The sequence below is a fragment of the Enterobacter hormaechei subsp. hoffmannii genome (assembly GCF_001729745.1).
GTDB lineage: Bacteria > Pseudomonadota > Gammaproteobacteria > Enterobacterales > Enterobacteriaceae > Enterobacter > Enterobacter intestinihominis.
Genome location: NZ_CP017186.1, coordinates 1,480,576 through 1,497,637 on the forward strand (window position 1 = coordinate 1,480,576; position 17,062 = coordinate 1,497,637).

Here is a 17,062-nt window from a genome sequence, read left to right on the forward strand (position 1 = left end):
ACACATAGCACGCTAAGCAATTTAGCGAATAAAAAACTTCACTCTTTTTTTTATTCTTGAGTTTTTCATCAGGAAAATATTTATGGTTCGGTATGAATGCCGTTGCCATGTTATTTTAAAATCACATCTTAAAACGGGTATAACAATGTTAAGCATCTATGGAAAAAAATTACGTCCGCAACATGAAATGGAAAAGATTATTTCTGCAACCTCATGCGTTGAAGAAAGAACGTTAAAAAAATGGCAGAAGATTTCCACTGCTGATTCCGGTTTAATTCATATTATTGTCAGCGGCGAAGTCGAATTTCGACGTGACTCTGACGAACTGTGCTTGTTCACCGTTACCGGGCAATGCATTTTCGGCCTGTCGTCGATGTATTACAACGCCACCCATATGTACGGCCTTGTTCGGTCGAATACGGTTGTTCGCTCGATCAAGAAAGAGGTCTTCGCCCAGCTGATGACCGAGAAAAACCTGTGGCCTGAACTGACAAAAGTGCTTTCCTGGTACATATGCCTGATGAGCAAGCGCGATGATATTCTGGTCGCTCGCAGCGCATATTCTGTTGTTCGCGAATTTTTATATGAGATCAACGACCTGATTGTACAGCATCAGCGTGATATTAACGTTTACGATTACATTCAGGAATACACTAACCTGGCACGTAGCACCATTATTAAAATCCTCTCCGATCTGAAAAAAGGTCAATATATTGTGGTGGAAAAAGGTCGACTGCTTAACCTCACAGCACTGCCTGAAAAATATTAATGCCTACTCCCGCCGGTCTCCTTTATCATTGAAAGGGGAACGGCTGTTTTCACTGTTTTTAACACTTGCTTGTGAATTATCCTGCGTTTCGTCAACCGGCGGTGCGGGAATTTTTCCTTGAGAATAATCCTGCTCCTGCTCTTTTAATGCCTGTTTAAATAATTCCGTTAATGATGACTCTTCACTGCTCGTGCTGGCGGGGGCGGTATCGTGCTCATGCGCCTCAGTTCCGGGTAGGGTATCCCGCGAGGGTTCTTGCGGCACCGCGCCGTCGGGCGCCTGCTGCCAGTCGGCATCATCACTGATGATCGGCAGATCCTGCATCGGTGGAACATCAACAGGCACTGGCGCAGCTTTAGGCTGCGGATGTGGGAACGGTTTACTCACATACACGTAGTGCATCTCCGAAAGCTGGGTTTCCGGTTTGGCAACGCTGGCGTTGACTGGTTCAGGCGCCGGGTGGCGCATGTTCCAGTAGACATGCATATACAGGCCGACAACCAGCATGGCGCAAAGGCCGACCATCCATAATGCTGTTTTGCCGAAAACGTTTTTCAGGCTGGGGAGGCGGTACGAAAACCAGACCGCTTCCCCGGTTGTATAGCTGCGCTGGGCCGCAAGGCAGATGGTCGACATTAGGCTTTCTTCTCCTGCATTTTTGCGTCCGGGGTAGTGCGGGTGGCCTGAATCAGTACGCTCGGCGTGCTGTTGGTTACGCGCATCAGCTGCATCAGCGTTTCTTCGCCGGGGATGCCATCCACGTGCAGATGCATTTTTTGCTGAAACTCACGGGTGCGTTTCATCATCTCTGCGGTCCAGATCCGGGCATGCGTTTCGGGCTGGTTCAGCGCGATGCTTAACTGCTGATCGAGCCAGGCCATGTCTTTGCTGTCGCTGGCCGCGCCGATCGCGTCTTTTCCTTCCGGTGTCAGGCGGTGCAACTGGGTGAAGTTGCCGGTCGCATGCCGGTTAAACCAGCTGCGGCTCACCTGCCAGGTCCGGTTATTCATTAACAGGTCAATTGATGTATCTCCGACCCTGGCGACCACCGCATAGTTAAGGTGACCGCTGGTTTTCAGTTCACTGACCCACGGATACCCTTCCTGCGCCAGCGTCTCCGGCGACGCGTTCCCCTGTTTACACATCAGGTTCACTTTAGCGGCATTCTGGCACAGCGCATCTTCGGCCGAGGCGTCATATCCCCACATCAGATAGAGCTGGTGCATCGCATCCGGCTGATTAACCATTTCATTGTCGATAACCGGCACCACGGGCGCCTCCGTTTTTCGCGTCGGCTGTTTCCAACTGACGGGGACCGGCAGCTGGATGGGAAGATGCCCGCTGATGGACGAGGTTAAATACCAGCCGCAGGCGGCAAACAGCACCGATGCGAACAGCCCCACGGTTGCCAGACGCTTACCGTGTTTTTTCGCGGGCAGGATCTCTCCCGCCGCCAGGCGTAAATGACGCGGGCTGACCTGCGACGCGCGTTCCGTCCAGGCAGCGAGCATTGACAGGTGCGCCAGTTCGTTAAGTTTGCTGATGTTGCCTTTGGTCAACGTGTGCATTTTGCGCACGCGGGCCGGCGTTAACGGCGAATTTTCACAGCCGTGTTCTTCGCATTGCGCCTGCACATAGCCCAGGAATTCGCGGCAGGTCAGGGGGCGCAGGACATGACGAGTGTGTGTATATTCGCGCAGTTCAGGTTGCTTAAGCAGGATTTCCTGATCCGCAGTGCCCGTCAGCACCACGGAGAGCCGGAAGTTCAGCTCCTGGGCTCGCGTGAGCAGCGTACCCAGGACTTCACGGCAGCTCTCTTTCATGGCTTCGGCGTGTGAAATCACCAGCACTCTGGTTTTCGCTTTTCCCTCGTGCCACTGGCGCAGGATGGCATCCACCGCCTGCAGGCGATTCTTGCTCTCTTTCGTTACCGGATTGAGCTTGTACAGCAGGCTACTGGCACTCAGTTTGGGAAACGCATTGATAACAAGGACGTTACTGTGGCGGGTTTTTAGCGCATCGCTGAAGTGACCCAGAAGCGGGGCGTCGTCGCAAAAGAGCCCGATAATTCCCGCCTGCTGGGTTTTCTCTTTCAACAGGTTGAACACATCCTGATGATAAGGCACCAGAAAATCCCCGGATAAACGGGCGATCGATCTGAATGGCGGATTTTTAAAATTAAAGTGGCTCTGATACATAACGACTTACCGTCTCTGATTAGGAATAGCAACAGCATCAGAAAGTAAGGTAACGCCCCTGAACGGTCAATTTGCAAACAGGGTAAAAATATCCTGCTGGCAGCGTCTAACATTTGGATTTTATACGGTCAATATTTTTCTTTATGAAAGTTAGCGGCGAAGTCAGTGGTCGCATTTGCACCAGCTTATTACTATTTTCATCCATATTGGCGCAGTATGACGCTGCTTATTTTTGCTTTGCTATAGGCCGGATAAAAAATGAGGTTCTCATTTCTTTCACGGTGGATAACGCCTTGTATTATGTTTGTGCTGCTGATCTTTTGCGGCCAGCAAGGGTATCTCACCTTTAAAGATTATAAAAAAGTTATGAATAAGTTGGCTAATGCCGATCAACAGCCGCTGAAAAAAACGCGCGAAGAGAAATCCTTTTCGCTTTTTACGGCAGCCGTGCGTCAGGAAATCTTACCGGGTGCGGTGAAAGCCCCGCTGGCAGCTGAAATCGAAGGTATTGTGAACAGCGATGACGCCTGGCTCTCCTTTGCTGTCATCAAAACGCCAGGCGGTCAGAGAAGCTACCGTGAGGGTGAACCTCTCTCTGGATTTAACGACGCATTTATTCAGGAAATAAACAAAGATAATGTGGTGGTTAATTATGAAGGTACTACGCAGGTTCTGGCATTAAATAAACCGGACTATTTTAAGGGTGGCGTGGATAGCGGCCCGGTAACGAAATCGACAAAAGATGTTGGCGCAGAGAGTGTGCATCTTGATGATTATCTGGTATTAAAACCCATAATTGAAAAGGGCCGACTGGAAGGCTACAGGATAAACCCAAGGAATGCCTCCGCCTTTTACAGCCAGTCAGGTCTGGAAAAAGGCGATGTGGCGGTTCAGGTTAACTCTGTCGATATGACCGATGAAGCAAAAGCGAAAAGCATTATTGCCAACTGGTCAAAAATGAAAGAAGCGGAGGTCATCGTACGACGTCACGCTCACCTTGAAAATATTCGGATTAATGTTCTAAACAATTAAAAAGTGTGCAGACATGAAAAAAATTCCCTGGGCGTGCGTGGCGCTGACCGCATTGTCGTTATATTCCAGTTCGCTGCTTGCAGCTAACTTTAGCGCGAGTTTTAAAAATACTGATATTCGCGAGTTTATCGATACGGTAGGCCGCAATCTCAATAAAACCATTCTGGTCGATCCGTCCGTCCAGGGAACCGTCTCGGTCCGAACCTACAACGTGCTGACGGAAGATGAGTACTATCAATTCTTTCTGAGCGTGCTGGATCTCTACGGCCTGTCGGTGATCCCGATGGACAACGGCATGGTCAAAGTGGTGCGCTCAAGCGTAGCGCGTACCGCCGGTGCGCCGCTGGCAGACAGCAAAAATCCGGGCAAAGGTGACGAGATCATCACCCGCGTGGTGCGCATGGAAAACGTGCCTGTTCGTGAGCTGGCCCCGCTGCTGCGTCAGCTCAACGATGCCACCGGTATCGGGAATGTGGTCCACTTTGAGCCGTCCAACGTCCTGCTGTTAACCGGTAAAGCCTCGGTGGTGAACCGGCTGGTGGATCTGGTGCAGCGCGTCGATAAAGACGGCATCCAGCGTCGCGAAATCATCCCGCTGCGCTTTGCGTCCGCCAAAGAACTCTCGGAGATGTTGAATAACCTCAACAATGAAGAACAGAAAGGGCAGAACGCGCCGCAGCTGGCGACTAAAGTCGTCGCGGATGACGAAACCAACAGCCTGGTGATCAGCGGCGCGGAAGATTCGCGGGCGCGCACCCGTTCCCTTATTCATCAGCTGGATCGTGAGCAGAATAACGAGGGCAATACCCGCGTCTTCTACCTCAAGTATGCCAGCGCCACCAAAGTGGTGCCGGTTCTCACCGGGATTGGTGAGCAGCTGAAAGACAAGCCGGGTGCGGCCAAAGCGAAATCCGCGAGCGCCTCAACCGATCTGAATATTACCGCCGACGAGTCAACCAACTCCCTGGTGATCACCGCACAGCCTAACGTGATGAACTCCCTCGAGAAAGTGATCGACAAGCTGGATATTCGCCGTCCGCAGGTGCTGGTGGAAGCGATCATTGCCGAAGTGCAGGACGGTAACGGCCTGGATCTTGGCGTGCAGTGGACCAGCAAGCACGGCGGGGTGCAGTTTGGCTCCACCGGCCTGCCAATCAGCCAGATTAAAAATGGCACCATGAAAGGGGCAAGTTTCACTGGCCTTGCGACCGGCTTCTTTAACGGTGACTTCGGTGCGCTGGTGACCGCGCTTTCCACTGACGGCAAAAATGACATCCTCTCCACGCCAAGCGTGGTCACGCTGGATAACAAAGAAGCGTCGTTCAACGTCGGTCAGGATGTGCCGGTGCTTTCCGGTTCGCAAACCACCAGCGGCGACAACGTCTTTAACTCGGTTGAGCGTAAAACCGTAGGGACCAAGCTGAAGATTGTGCCGCAGATTAACGATGGCGACATGATCCATCTGAAGATTGAGCAGGAAGTGTCGAGTGTCGACAACAGCGCGACGGAAGACTCCAGCCTCGGCCCAACCTTCAACACACGCACGATTAATAACGAAGTGATGGTCCACAGTGGTCAGACGGTGGTGCTCGGCGGTCTGATGGAAAATGTGACCAAACAGTCCGTGTCCAAAGTGCCCCTGCTCGGCGATATCCCGCTGGTCGGTCAGCTGTTCCGCTACACCTCGCAGGATACTTCCAAACGCAACCTGATGGTGTTTATTCATACCACCGTCCTGCGTGACGACGACAACTACAGCGCGGCCTCGAAAGAGAAATATGACCAGATCCGGGTGCGCCAGATGCAGCGAGTGGAGGAGAAAAAGCTCGGTATTGTTGAGCCGACTGACAACGCCGTCCTGCCCGCGTTTCCCTCTGCAAGCACTGGCGCCGCACCGGTGAAAACCAGCGCCACGCGCAATCCGTTTAAAGAATAGCGCGGAGGGGTAACGTGGACGAACTGAGTAAAACACTGTGTAGCAGCAACTACGCAAAAGATAACGGCGTTCTGTTTTACAACAATGATGTCTATATCCGGGACGACACTCCTGCGCATGCTCTGCTGGAGGTGCGCCGGGTGCTGGGCCGTGCTTTCATCCCCGTCACTGTGACGCCGGAAGCGTTTGACGAGATGCTGGCCAAAATCTGGCAGCAGAGCAGCGGCGTGTCGCAGCAACTGGTGGACGACATGGACGCGGATATCGATCTGATGGCCTTAACCGAGGAGATCCCGGATAACGAAGATCTGCTCGATAACGACGAAAACTCACCGGTGATCCGCCTGATCAACGCCATTCTCGGCGAGGCGGTGAAGGACGGCGCGTCGGATATTCATATCGAAACCTTCGAGCGCACGCTGAGCATCCGCTTCCGCGTTGACGGCGTGCTGCGCCCGGTGTTGCAACCGGCGCGTAAGCTCGCGCCGCTGCTGGTGTCGCGTATTAAGGTGATGTCGAAACTCGACATCGCCGAGAAACGTCTCCCCCAGGATGGACGTATCTCCCTGCGCATTGGCCGTAAGGCCATCGACGTGCGTGTGTCGACCATTCCGTCTCAGTACGGCGAGCGCGTGGTCATGCGCCTGCTCGATAAAAGCAATCTCAAGCCCGACATCAACAAGCTTGGGCTGATTGATGAAGAGCTGGAGAAGCTGAAAGGGCTGATTGACCGCCCGCACGGGATCATCCTCGTTACCGGCCCGACGGGTTCCGGTAAAAGTACCACGCTGTACGCCATTCTTTCGGCGCTGAACGGTCACGAGCGCAACATTCTGACCGTGGAAGACCCGATCGAATACGAGCTGGAAGGCGTGGGGCAGACGCAGGTTAACCCGCGCGTGGACATGACCTTTGCCCGCGGGCTGCGCGCGATTCTGCGTCAGGATCCGGACGTGGTGATGATCGGGGAAATTCGCGACGGTGAGACCGCCCAGATCGCGGTGCAGGCGTCGCTGACCGGTCACCTGGTGATGTCGACGCTGCATACCAACAGTGCCGCAGGGGCGATAACCCGTCTGCGGGATATGGGGCTGGAGTCGTTTTTAATCGGTTCATCGCTGCTCGGTGTCATTGCCCAGCGTCTGGTGCGTCGGCTGTGTACGCACTGCCGGACCACCAGTCCGCTGGATGCCAATGAAAAAGCGTTGTTCAGCTTTATGGACGCGCCGCCAAAAGCAATTTATCGCGCGGTAGGGTGTGAACACTGCCGTCAGAGCGGCTATCAGGGCCGCGCCGGTATTCATGAGTTTCTGGTGGTGGACAGTACCATGCGCCGCGCCATCCATGAAGATAAGGACGAAATGTCCATAGAAACGCAGCTCTTTAAGCAGGCCTACAGCCTGCGTGAAAACGGGCTGCTGAAGGTGATTAGCGGCGTGACGTCTCTGGAAGAAGTCATGCGCGTCACCGCCGAGCGTGGGGGGGATGCGTAATGGCTTTCTACGCCTGGACGGCGACGAGTGCCGCGGGAAAAACCCAGCGCGGGACGTTACAGGCCGAGGGACAGAAGCAGGTTCGCCAGTGGCTTCGCGAGCAAAAGCTGATGCCCGTGAGTATCACCGAAACCCGCGAAACGGCGACAGGCGGGAAAGCGAAAACCGGGGCGAAGCTCTCTACCCCGGTGCTGTCGATGTTTACCCGTCAGCTTTCGACGCTGGTGAACGCCGCGCTGCCGCTGGAAAGTGCGCTGAAGGCGATCTCTAAGCAGACGGAAGATAAAAAGCTGGCGGCGATGGTGGTGGAGATCCGCGAGAAGGTGGTCGAGGGGCATACGCTGTTCGACGCCTTTAGCCAGTTTCCACGCACCTTCGACAAACTTTACTGCACGCTGGTGATGGCCGGTGAAAAGACCGGCCACCTGGGCGACGTGCTGGAGAAGCTGGCGGAGTACAACGAGCAGCGCCAGAAGATGAAAAGCAAGCTGACACAGGCGATGGTCTACCCGATTACCCTCACCGTGGTCGCTATCGCGGTGATCGGCATTCTGCTGGTGGCGGTGGTGCCGCAGGTGATTGAGCAGTTTACCCACATGAAACAGCAACTGCCGATCACCACCCGGACGCTGATTGCGGTAAGTGATTTCCTGCAAGCCTGGGGTATCTATATTGTCGGCAGCCTGGCGGGGGCGTTCGTCGGCTTCAAAACCTGGGTGCGAAACGTGAAAAACCGTTTTCGCTGGCACAGCTGGCTGGTGAACGGCTCGCCGATTAAAAAGCTGGTGTGCGCCATCAACAGCGCCCGCTATATCCGTACCCTGAGCATTTTGCAGGCCAGCAGCGTGCCGCTGCTGGAGGGGATGTATATCGCGATGGACGGTATTGAAAATCTCTATGCCCGGCAGGTGCTTGAGCAGGCCGCCGATACCGTACGTCAGGGGGCGTCGCTGTATGCGGCGCTGGAACAGGCGAAATTATTCCCGCCAACCATGCTGTATATGATTGCCTCCGGTGAAGAGAGCGGGGAATTAGGTAATTTAATGGATCGCGCGGCGGAAAATCAGGAATCGGCATTACAGCATCGAATTACATTAACGCTGTCGGTATTTGAACCGGCGCTGGTGGTATCCATGGCGACGATTGTTTTATTCATCGTTCTTTCAATATTACAACCGCTTCTGCAACTTAATAATATGGTAGGTTAAATCATGGCTCTAAAACGTAAAAACCTGGCTCGCCAGGCGGGCTTCACATTGCTCGAATTAATGGTGGTGATTGTTATTCTTGGCGTTCTGGCGAGTATGGTAGTGCCAAACTTAATGGGTAATAAAGAAAAAGCGGATACGCAAAAGGCGACCAGCGATATTGTCGCGCTCGAAGGCTCGCTGGATATGTATAAGCTGGACAACCACCGCTACCCGACCACAGAGCAGGGTTTGCAGGCGCTGGTGACGAAGCCGGAAATCGCACCAATCCCGAACGGCTATCGCGCGGATGGCTATATTCGCCGCCTGCCGCAGGATCCATGGGGCAGCGATTATATTCTGGTCAGCCCAGGTGAACACGGTGCGGTGGACATTTTCTCTGCGGGTCCGGACGGCGAAGCGAATACTGCCGATGACATTACCAACTGGTCTCTGGATAAGAACGAGAAGTAATGAAAAATCAACGCGGCTTTACGTTGCTGGAAATTATTCTGGCGCTGGTGATATTTGCCAGCTGCGCCATGATGGTGGTGTCCACCATTCCTTCGCGCAGCGGCGCGGATATATTTGGCCAGCAATTAAAAGCGCTCGTTGATTATGGTTCAGACCGTGCGGTGATGGACGGAAATATTGTCGGGCTGGTGATCGCCACTGATAAATATCAGCTGGTGACGATCGCGGATAAAAATGGCGAGCGTCACTGGGTGCCATTATCTGCCGGACGTATTACCACCAAAGGTGATTTTCCGGAAGAGATGCACGTGTCGCTCTCGCCGCAGCGCCTGGCCGCGACGGTGGCGTCCGAGCCACAGGTGATCTTTTTACCGGACGGTGAAATCAGCCGCTTTACGCTGACGCTGCAAAGTTACGACAAACAGCACCATTTCCGCGTGGTGTCGCAGGGTGCGGCGCCGGTATCGGTAGAAAACGATGGCTAACGACAACACAAAGCAAAAGGGGATGACGCTGCTGGAGGTGATGGTCGCGCTGGTGATTTTCTCCACCTCCGCGCTGGCGCTAATGAACTCGGTCTCCCTGAACGTGCGTTTTACCCATGGTCTGGCCGATACCTTGCAGGCCAGTTGGGTGGCGGAAAATCAGCTGGCGGAAGCGCAACTCACCAAAACCGACTTCCCGGATGCTGAGCAGCAGGGGACGGAAATCATGGGCGGGCGCAGCTGGAACTGGCGTAAGCAGCGGGTGAAAACCGCCGACAACGGCTGGGCGAACTCCATTCGCGTCTATGCGGAAGGCGATGAGAGCCAGCCGGTTGTTTCCCTGCACATCATTCCGCCGGGAGAGAGCAAGTGAAGAAAACGCGACGCCAGCGCGGATTTACCCTGCTGGAGATCATGATTGCGCTGACTATTTTCGCGGTAATCAGCACCCTGGCCTGGCAAATTCTGGACGGCGCGATGCGTACCAGCTCGGCCACCGATGCCAGTGCCGCTAAGCTCAACCAGCTTCAGCGCGGCTGGAGTCTGATGGAGCGCGACTTTTTCCAGCTACAGGCGCGAGCGCCGCGTAATGAGCCAGAGCGGTTCCGTCAGGAGGGCGATGCCCTTGAACTGACCACCCTGAATGGCGTGAGCGGAACGGTCCAGCTGGAGCGCGTGCGCTGGCGGCTGGAAGAGGGGCGTTTGTACCGCGACGTCTGGCCGGTCATTGACGGCCCGGTGGACGTTAAGCCTGACGAAGTGCCGATTGTCAGCGGTGTTAAAGCATTGCAGTGGCGGTTTTATCGTCAGGGCTGGCTGACATCCTGGCACGACGCCGCCCATCTGCCGGACGGCGTGGAGGTTACGTTGACGATGGAAAACGGGGATACCTGGCGCTGGGTGTTCACCACGCCGGGGGATATGCCGGAGGTGGCCGCTGCCGCGGCCCCAGAGAAAGCCGCCGACGCGCCTGCGACGACTCCGGACGCAGCCCCTGCGCCTTCGCCGGAGACCAGACCATGAACCGAATCCGTCAACAAAAGGGCGTCGCCCTGCTGGTGGTGCTGATTTTGCTGGTGATGATGTCGGCGCTGGCCGCCAAAATCAGCCAGCAGTTCTGCCGTAATTTGCAGAAAACGCATTATCAGATAAGCCAGCAGCAGCTGCGCTGGGCGATGCAGGCCCAGGAAAAAGTGGTGAAGGACAGGTTACAGACCGATGCCAGCGGCGAGAGCAAGCCGCTGGCGCTGGACGGCGACTGGCATCAGCCGCTGGAGACGCAGGGAGAAGACTACACGGTCGTGAGCCAGGTGGAAGACGCTCAGGACTGCTTTAACGTCAATAACCTGTTGACCGCCGACGTCGCGCCCCAGGGGCAAAGCGCTCCCGCGGTGGCGGAAAAACCGCGTAAAGAGCGGATTGTTGAACAACTCCTGACGGAAAGCGGGCTCAGTCCGGGCACGGCGGAGGCGGTCTATTTCCAGCTGGTGGATTATCTCGATGGTGACAGCACCACGGCGAAAGAGGGTGCCGAAAGCGATGCGTGGGCTGGCGTCGTGCCCGCCCGGCAACCGGCAAACCAGATGATGCGCAGCATCGCGGAGATCAAACTGCTGCCAGCGTTCCCGGTTACGGCATATCCGAAGGTGAGCAAGCTTTTATGCGCGCTGCCGGACGCCGCCAGCAAGGTGGACGTTAACACCCTGCAACCGGAACAGGCCGTGGTGCTGGCGGCCATGTTTCCGGGAAAATTCACGCAGGATGACGCGGTTCGTCTGCTGGATACACGTCCGGAATCGGGCTGGGAAAATATGGACGCGTTCAGCAAAGCGCTGGAGCAGACCTTCCCGCAGTTAAAAGACGATCTCCCGCAGGTGGCAGATCAATTTTCTATAAACAGCCGGTACTTCCGCGTGAATTACAGCGGCAATACCGATGAATTAACGCTTCGCGTGGTCAGCCAGCTTCAGATGAATAACGAAGCCGGTGAGATCGTGACGTGGCAGCGTCGTTACCGAATGATTGAATAAGAAAAGTAGAACGTTATGAAACAGGTACTTTTTGTTCGCCCCGACAGCCGCGAGGGCGGGAAAATAATGTGCTGTGAGTCCGGCAGCGAGCGCGTCGAGGTGCTCGACAGCCTGGAGATGCTGGCCGAACACCCGCTGGCTACACGCGTTTGTCTCCTGCTGCCCGCCAGCGACATGATTTTCCGCCATTTCACGCTGCCGAAAAAGGTGGCTTCTCAGGCGATGGCCTTCTCGTGGATGGCGGAAGAGACGCTGATTGGCGACGTGGACAACCTTCACTGGACAGTGCTCTACAAAAAAGGCGCTGACGTCGACGCCGTTGCCATTGACGCCGACCGCCTGCGTGCGGCATTGACCCGCTGTCACGAGGCCGGATTAAACGTGATTCAGGCCCTGCCTGATGCCTGGCTGCTGCCCGTGGCGGCAGGGGGCAGCACGCTGGTCGCACAGGATAAAGGCTACTGGCTGCGTTTATCTCCCCACGTGGCGGGTGAAATGGAGGGAACCCTGCTGCCGCTGTTGATGCAGAAAGCCGGAGACGGGGAAGTGTGTTGCTACGGCGACGCGCCCGCGGACGTTCACGTTGACGTACAGCATGCCTGGCAGCACCCGCTGGTGCTGATCCAGCCGCAGTGGAAAACCTGTCGTGTGAATCTGCTTCACGGTGAATTCAGCCTTAAGGCCGGTCATGGCCAGGCCGCAAAAAGCATGAAAGCAGCGATGATAGCGGCGGGCCTGCTGTCCGTTGGTCTGCTGCTGGGGCCGCGCATTGCGATGGCCTGGATGCTGGTGCAGCAGGAAAATCGGGTTCAGCAGGAGATCGTTCAGGTTTATCAGCACCATTTCCCCAGCATGCGCCAGCAGACCAATATCAAATATCACTTTGGCCAAAGCCTGAAAAAACAGAGCAAGGGGTTCTTTCTTCAGCTTGAGGAGCTGGAGAAAGCCCGGCAGTCAGTCCCTGCGATGGAGATCGATCTGCTGGAATACGATGCGCAGCAAAACACCCTGACGCTGAGCGTTAGCGCGCAAAGCCAGCCCGCGTTGCAGGCGTTTGTGAACCAGACCAGTGAGAATTTTGATTTTACCTTACAACCTGTTTCAACAACCGAACCGTATACCGCCATGATCGCAGGGAAACATAAATGAAAGAGCGAATCGCGCAGCTGAAATCACGCTATCAGAATTACAGCGCCCGGGAAAAAATCATTTTAAAAATATGTGCCGTTGCCATTGTGGGGGCTGCGGTGTATTACACAGGAGTAATTCCCCTGGATAATATGATTCAAAATAGTAAATCGACGCTTAAAAGACAAAAAGAGACGCTCAACTGGATGCGCAGTGAAATTGATAAAAATCATCTTCAGGTCCAGTTAGTTAAAACGAATAATCCGCGTACGGTGGTCGAGAACAGCGCTCATGAAATTAATCTTTCACTGACGGATGTGCGCCAGGAGGGGCAAACTTTATCGTTCGTGGTGAATCGGGTAAATGTATATGAATTAAAAAGCTGGCTGCGTGAAATTAATCAGACCTCCGGCGTGACATTGCAAAAAATAAACCTCACGCCGGTTGACCACCTCAGCGATGTGAAAGCACAGGTGCAGCTTACCTGGTCAAAAAGCGCATGAATACCTTCACGCTGATGCGGGAGGCCTGTCCGCTCGGTTTCCCGATGATGAGTGCTATCCTGGGCGGGATTATGGGCAGTTTTCTCGGCGTTGTTGCCGAGCGCGTACCGGGAATGGTGATGGATGAGGAGGGGAGCGGCAATCTGCTCTTTCCTGCCTCGCACTGCCCGGTGTGTCAGCACACGCTTGCTGCATGGGAAAATATCCCGCTGCTCAGTTGGCTGTTATTACGGGGGCGCTGCTACCAGTGCGGCAGCGCGATCCCACTGCGACTCTTTTTGGTGGAACTGTTCTCCGCGCTGTTTTTTGGCATCACGGCCTGGTGCATGCCGGACGTTCAGGCGCTGTTCTCTTTGTGGTTACTGGCGGCTTTTTTACTGCCGCTGGCCATGATCGACTGGCAGCATCAGTTGTTGCCGGACTGCCTGACCCAGCCGCTGCTGTGGGCGGGGTTAGTGCTCCATGCTATTGACCACACATTGCCGCTACGTGATGCGCTGTTTGGCGCGGTGGCGGGCTATCTGTCGCTCTGGCTGCTCTACTGGGCTTTTCGTCTGATCGCCGGACGAGAAGGGCTGGGTTACGGGGATTTTAAGCTACTGGCGGCGCTGGGCGCCTGGTGCGGCTGGCAGGCATTACCCTCCATTGAACTGGCGGCAGCGTTAAGCGGTATTGTCGGTTATTTCGCCGTCAATAATTTAAATAAAAATAACCTCACTATTTCTTTTGGTCCTTACCTCGCCTTTTCTGGAATCGTGGTGTTTATTAGTCAGCAGTTTGCTTTCACATTTTAAATATACTGGTCAAGGTTTTTTATAAATCTTTTTGATGCTGGGAGAGAAGGACGACTCTTTACGCTCGGTGTATCGTAGGAGATATAAGCTACACGGGATTTGGCTTGTATCTTTTTATGGAGGAATACAGCGCAGCAACAATTTTTTGTTTACGGCACTCACGTTGGTTAAATACGCATTACGCGAAACGCATCCATGATCTCACGGAAGGCATGGGTTATTACGTTATAAATAAATTTATCAGGAAATAAAAATGAAATTTATGAAACCAAAATATCTGGCGCTCTTTATTGCGGCGGCCACCAGCTCCGCATTTGCAGCTGCGCCGGGTACGCCTTCTATTACATCGGGCAATGATAAATTTGCGCTGGTAGAAGTGGATCAGGCGGCACAGGATTACAACAACCTCATCAAAGTGCATAAAGAGGGTGTTGATGTAAAAGTAGAATGGAACGTCTGGAGCGGTGACGCCCCAACGTCTGCAAAAGTGCTGCTGGACGGCAAGACCGTCTGGACCGGCGCGGGCAGCGCGGCGGGTTCTGCGACCTTCAAAGTCAAAAAAGGGGGCCGCTATCAGGAACAGGTCGAACTGTGTAACGACAGCGGCTGTACCAAAAGCGCAAGCAAACTGATTATCGTGGCGGATACCGACGGAAGCCATTTGCTGCCGCTAAATACGCCGCTGCTGGAAAATAACAAAGCTTTCGCTCAGCATACCGATAAAGTCGTCGGTGCCTATTTCCCTGAGTGGGGCGTTTACGATCGAAACTTCTCTGCGGATAAGATCCCGGTCGCGAACATTAACCACCTGCTGTACGGCTTTATTCCAATTTGCGGCGGCGACGGTATTAACGACAGCGCCAAATCTTCAGGTGCACTGGAATCCCTGAAACGCGCCTGTGCTGGCCGTCAGGACTACACCGTGGCCATTCACGATCCATGGGCTGCATTGCAGAAACCGCAGAAAGGCGTAAGCAACTGGGACGATCCCTACAAAGGTAACTATGGGCAGCTGATGGCGATGAAAAAAGCCCATCCTGACCTGAAAATTCTGCCATCCATTGGTGGCTGGACCCTGTCCGATCCGTTCTATCAGATGGATAACAAAGTACTGCGTGACCGTTTCGTGGCGTCGGTAAAAGACTTCCTGACCACCTGGAAAGTGTTTGACGGCGTGGATATTGACTGGGAATTCCCGGGCGGCGGCGGTGAAAACGCCAAACTCGGCAATCCTCAGACCGATAAAGCCACCTACACCGCGCTGATGCACGACCTGCGTCAGATGCTGAATGAACTGTCTGCGGAAACCGGTCGTACCTACGAGCTGACTACTGCAATCGGTGCCGGTAAAGATAAGATCGAAGACGTGGACTATAACACCACGCAGCAGTACCTCGACCATATCTTCCTGATGAGCTACGACTTCTACGGTGCCTGGAGCAATACCGATCTGGGCCACCAGACCGCCCTGTACGGTGCTTCCTGGAAACCAGACACTAACTACACCACCGATAACGCGGTGAAAGCGATGCTGGAGCAGGGCGTTAAGCCAGGCAAGATCGTGGTAGGCGCAGGTATGTATGGCCGCGGCTGGACCGGCGTTCATGGTTATACCGGCGATAATCCATTTACCGGCACCGCAACCGGACCAATTAAAGGGACATGGGAAAACGGTATCGTTGACTATCGTCAAATCGTCAACCAGATGCTGGGCAAACCGGGCTGGGAATACAAATATGACGAAGCGGCTGAAGCGCCGTACGTGTTCAACAAGTCCACCGGTGAGCTGGTGACGTACGATAACGCCCGTTCCGTTATGGCGAAAGGCAAATACGTACTGAACAAAAACCTGGGCGGACTGTTCGCATGGTCTATCGAGTCTGATAACGGCGATATCCTGAACGCCATGAACGAAAGCCTGCTGGGCGGAAGTTCCATCCCGGATCTGCCTGTTGAGACTAACCATGCGCCAGTGGCTTCAGCTGCCGATCAAAATGTCACCGGTCCTGCAACCGTGACCCTGGATGGCTCTGCTTCCAGCGACCAGGACGACGATGCGCTGACCTATAAATGGACGCAGGTTTCAGGCCCTTCTGTGACCATCGCCAATAGCACCAAAGCAAAAGCCAGCTTTAGCGTTCCGGCTGTGACAAGCGACCAGAACCTGGTCTTCCGTTTGACCGTAACCGACGCTAAAGGGCTGAGCAATGCTGTTGACGTCCAGGTTGTGAATAAAGCGCCTAAAGCCAACCAGGCGCCGATAATCAATGCCATGGAAGCCGTTACCGTTCAGTCCGGTGAAGCAATTTCTCTGCACGCACAGGCATCCGATCCTGATGGTGACGCGCTGACCTACAGCTGGAGCGTACCGGCTGATATGAACGCGACCGGCACTGATTCGGCCAACGTTCGCATCACTGCGCCAGAAGTGCACAATACCTCTTCCTACACCCTGAGCGTTATTGTGACGGACGGTAAAACCAGCGTGCAGTCTGACGTGCAGGTGACGGTGGAGCCTAAGCCAGCTGACGAGGTAACGCCTCCTGCCGATGACGTCACACCACCGGCTGACGACGTAACCCCTCCAGCTGACGACGTAACCCCGCCAGCTGACGATACCACCGGCAGCTGCGACGCACCTGTCGATGCCAACGCCAGCAAATACGCTGCGTGGGACGCGAGCAAAATCTATAACAACGGCGATACCGTAAGCTTCGACCACCTCGTGTGGAAAGCGAAATACTGGACTCAGGGCAATCAGCCTGGCTTCGGTATGGACGCGTGGGAGCTGGTAAGCAACGTGAAGATGAACTGGCGTTCTGACCTGGTCTACAACGGCGGCGACACCACCACCTATGAAGGTAACGTTTACCGTGCGAAATGGTGGACCCGTGGTGATAACCCAGCAAATAGCGACGTATGGGTAAAAGAAGGCGCATCAACAGATTGCAAATAATCTAACCCATTAATTACTCCCCCCTTCTGAGGGGGAGTAATTAAAAATTCATTTTACAGGATGTTTCTAAGGAGAAA

16 protein-coding genes are annotated in these 17,062 nt (G+C 54.4%); 14 read left to right on the top strand and 2 right to left on the bottom strand.

From position 1 onward, the window contains the following. Nucleotides 1-145: 145 nt before the first annotated feature. Nucleotides 146-769, top strand: coding sequence for a helix-turn-helix domain-containing protein (locus tag BFV65_RS06955; protein ID WP_022647582.1), 624 nt, complete (start codon nt 146-148; stop codon nt 767-769). A 3-nt stretch (nt 770-772) separates the two neighbouring features. Here BFV65_RS06955 and BFV65_RS06960 read toward each other — a convergent pair whose 3' ends face one another. Both BFV65_RS06960 and BFV65_RS06965 read right to left on the bottom strand, forming a co-directional pair. After that, a complete protein-coding gene (locus BFV65_RS06960; protein WP_069596397.1) occupies nt 773-1,405 on the bottom strand; it encodes a type II secretion system protein GspB, cryptic system variant in 633 nt (210 codons plus the stop codon). Further along, complete coding sequence (locus BFV65_RS06965) at nt 1,405-2,967, bottom strand: ExeA family protein (protein ID WP_063150540.1); 1,563 nt, start codon at nt 2,965-2,967, stop codon at nt 1,405-1,407. The genes BFV65_RS06960 and BFV65_RS06965 overlap by 1 nt, the downstream gene beginning before the upstream one ends. Nucleotides 2,968-3,267: 300 nt before the next feature. Here BFV65_RS06965 and gspC point away from each other — a divergent pair, with 300 nt between their 5' ends. From gspC to BFV65_RS07030, 13 genes are all read left to right on the top strand, one after another. Next, nucleotides 3,268-3,999: a type II secretion system protein GspC gene (gspC, locus tag BFV65_RS06970; RefSeq protein ID WP_032621712.1), complete on the top strand. Its 732-nt coding sequence runs from the start codon at nt 3,268-3,270 to the stop codon at nt 3,997-3,999. A 13-nt stretch (nt 4,000-4,012) separates the two neighbouring features. Next, nucleotides 4,013-5,935, top strand: coding sequence for a type II secretion system secretin GspD (gspD, locus tag BFV65_RS06975; protein ID WP_069596398.1), 1,923 nt, complete (start codon nt 4,013-4,015; stop codon nt 5,933-5,935). Between the two features lie 14 nt (nt 5,936-5,949). After that, nucleotides 5,950-7,428: a type II secretion system ATPase GspE gene (gene gspE, locus BFV65_RS06980; protein WP_063152061.1), complete on the top strand. Its 1,479-nt coding sequence runs from the start codon at nt 5,950-5,952 to the stop codon at nt 7,426-7,428. After that, nucleotides 7,428-8,636 carry a type II secretion system inner membrane protein GspF gene (gene gspF, locus BFV65_RS06985; RefSeq protein WP_023305783.1) on the top strand — a complete coding sequence of 403 codons (1,209 nt, stop codon included), beginning with the start codon at nt 7,428-7,430 and terminating at the stop codon, nt 8,634-8,636. Before gspE ends, gspF begins: the two co-directional genes overlap by 1 nt. A 3-nt stretch (nt 8,637-8,639) precedes the next feature. Beyond that, entirely contained in the window at nt 8,640-9,089 is a 450-nt protein-coding gene (gspG, locus tag BFV65_RS06990) for a type II secretion system major pseudopilin GspG (RefSeq protein WP_023299696.1), read from the top strand. Then, nucleotides 9,089-9,574 (top strand): type II secretion system minor pseudopilin GspH, encoded by a 486-nt coding sequence (gene gspH, locus BFV65_RS06995; protein ID WP_023299697.1) that lies wholly within the window; start codon nt 9,089-9,091, stop codon nt 9,572-9,574. The genes gspG and gspH overlap by 1 nt, the downstream gene beginning before the upstream one ends. Further along, nucleotides 9,567-9,947 (top strand): type II secretion system minor pseudopilin GspI, encoded by a 381-nt coding sequence (gene gspI, locus BFV65_RS07000; RefSeq protein WP_048966125.1) that lies wholly within the window; start codon nt 9,567-9,569, stop codon nt 9,945-9,947. The genes gspH and gspI overlap by 8 nt, the downstream gene beginning before the upstream one ends. Further along, entirely contained in the window at nt 9,944-10,597 is a 654-nt protein-coding gene (gspJ, locus tag BFV65_RS07005; protein WP_063163402.1) for a type II secretion system minor pseudopilin GspJ, read from the top strand. The genes gspI and gspJ overlap by 4 nt, the downstream gene beginning before the upstream one ends. After that, a complete protein-coding gene (gene gspK / locus BFV65_RS07010; protein ID WP_022647593.1) occupies nt 10,594-11,604 on the top strand; it encodes a type II secretion system minor pseudopilin GspK in 1,011 nt (336 codons plus the stop codon). The genes gspJ and gspK overlap by 4 nt, the downstream gene beginning before the upstream one ends. Nucleotides 11,605-11,619: 15 nt before the next feature. Continuing rightward, nucleotides 11,620-12,753 (top strand): type II secretion system protein GspL, encoded by a 1,134-nt coding sequence (gene gspL, locus BFV65_RS07015; protein WP_023299701.1) that lies wholly within the window; start codon nt 11,620-11,622, stop codon nt 12,751-12,753. Then, nucleotides 12,750-13,235 (top strand): type II secretion system protein M, encoded by a 486-nt coding sequence (gene gspM / locus BFV65_RS07020; protein WP_022647595.1) that lies wholly within the window; start codon nt 12,750-12,752, stop codon nt 13,233-13,235. The genes gspL and gspM overlap by 4 nt, the downstream gene beginning before the upstream one ends. After that, nucleotides 13,232-14,029, top strand: a complete 798-nt coding sequence (locus BFV65_RS07025) for a prepilin peptidase (protein ID WP_069596399.1) — start codon at nt 13,232-13,234, stop codon at nt 14,027-14,029. The genes gspM and BFV65_RS07025 overlap by 4 nt, the downstream gene beginning before the upstream one ends. Before the next feature lie 253 nt (nt 14,030-14,282). After that, entirely contained in the window at nt 14,283-16,985 is a 2,703-nt protein-coding gene (locus tag BFV65_RS07030; RefSeq protein WP_069596400.1) for a glycosyl hydrolase family 18 protein, read from the top strand. The last annotated feature ends 77 nt before the right edge of the window (nt 16,986-17,062 follow it).

Coding starts and splice junctions, on each gene's coding strand:
- gspD (WP_069596398.1), top strand. CDS start 4,013: ATGAAAAAAATTCCCTGGGCGTGCGTGGCGCTGACCGCATTGTCGTTA.
- BFV65_RS06965 (WP_063150540.1), bottom strand. CDS start 2,967: ATGTATCAGAGCCACTTTAATTTTAAAAATCCGCCATTCAGATCGATC.
- gspH (WP_023299697.1), top strand. CDS start 9,089: ATGAAAAATCAACGCGGCTTTACGTTGCTGGAAATTATTCTGGCGCTG.
- gspG (WP_023299696.1), top strand. CDS start 8,640: ATGGCTCTAAAACGTAAAAACCTGGCTCGCCAGGCGGGCTTCACATTG.
- BFV65_RS06960 (WP_069596397.1), bottom strand. CDS start 1,405: ATGTCGACCATCTGCCTTGCGGCCCAGCGCAGCTATACAACCGGGGAA.
- gspI (WP_048966125.1), top strand. CDS start 9,567: ATGGCTAACGACAACACAAAGCAAAAGGGGATGACGCTGCTGGAGGTG.
- gspC (WP_032621712.1), top strand. CDS start 3,268: ATGTTTGTGCTGCTGATCTTTTGCGGCCAGCAAGGGTATCTCACCTTT.
- gspM (WP_022647595.1), top strand. CDS start 12,750: ATGAAAGAGCGAATCGCGCAGCTGAAATCACGCTATCAGAATTACAGC.
- gspF (WP_023305783.1), top strand. CDS start 7,428: ATGGCTTTCTACGCCTGGACGGCGACGAGTGCCGCGGGAAAAACCCAG.
- gspL (WP_023299701.1), top strand. CDS start 11,620: ATGAAACAGGTACTTTTTGTTCGCCCCGACAGCCGCGAGGGCGGGAAA.
- BFV65_RS07025 (WP_069596399.1), top strand. CDS start 13,232: ATGAATACCTTCACGCTGATGCGGGAGGCCTGTCCGCTCGGTTTCCCG.
- BFV65_RS06955 (WP_022647582.1), top strand. CDS start 146: ATGTTAAGCATCTATGGAAAAAAATTACGTCCGCAACATGAAATGGAA.
- BFV65_RS07030 (WP_069596400.1), top strand. CDS start 14,283: ATGAAATTTATGAAACCAAAATATCTGGCGCTCTTTATTGCGGCGGCC.
- gspK (WP_022647593.1), top strand. CDS start 10,594: ATGAACCGAATCCGTCAACAAAAGGGCGTCGCCCTGCTGGTGGTGCTG.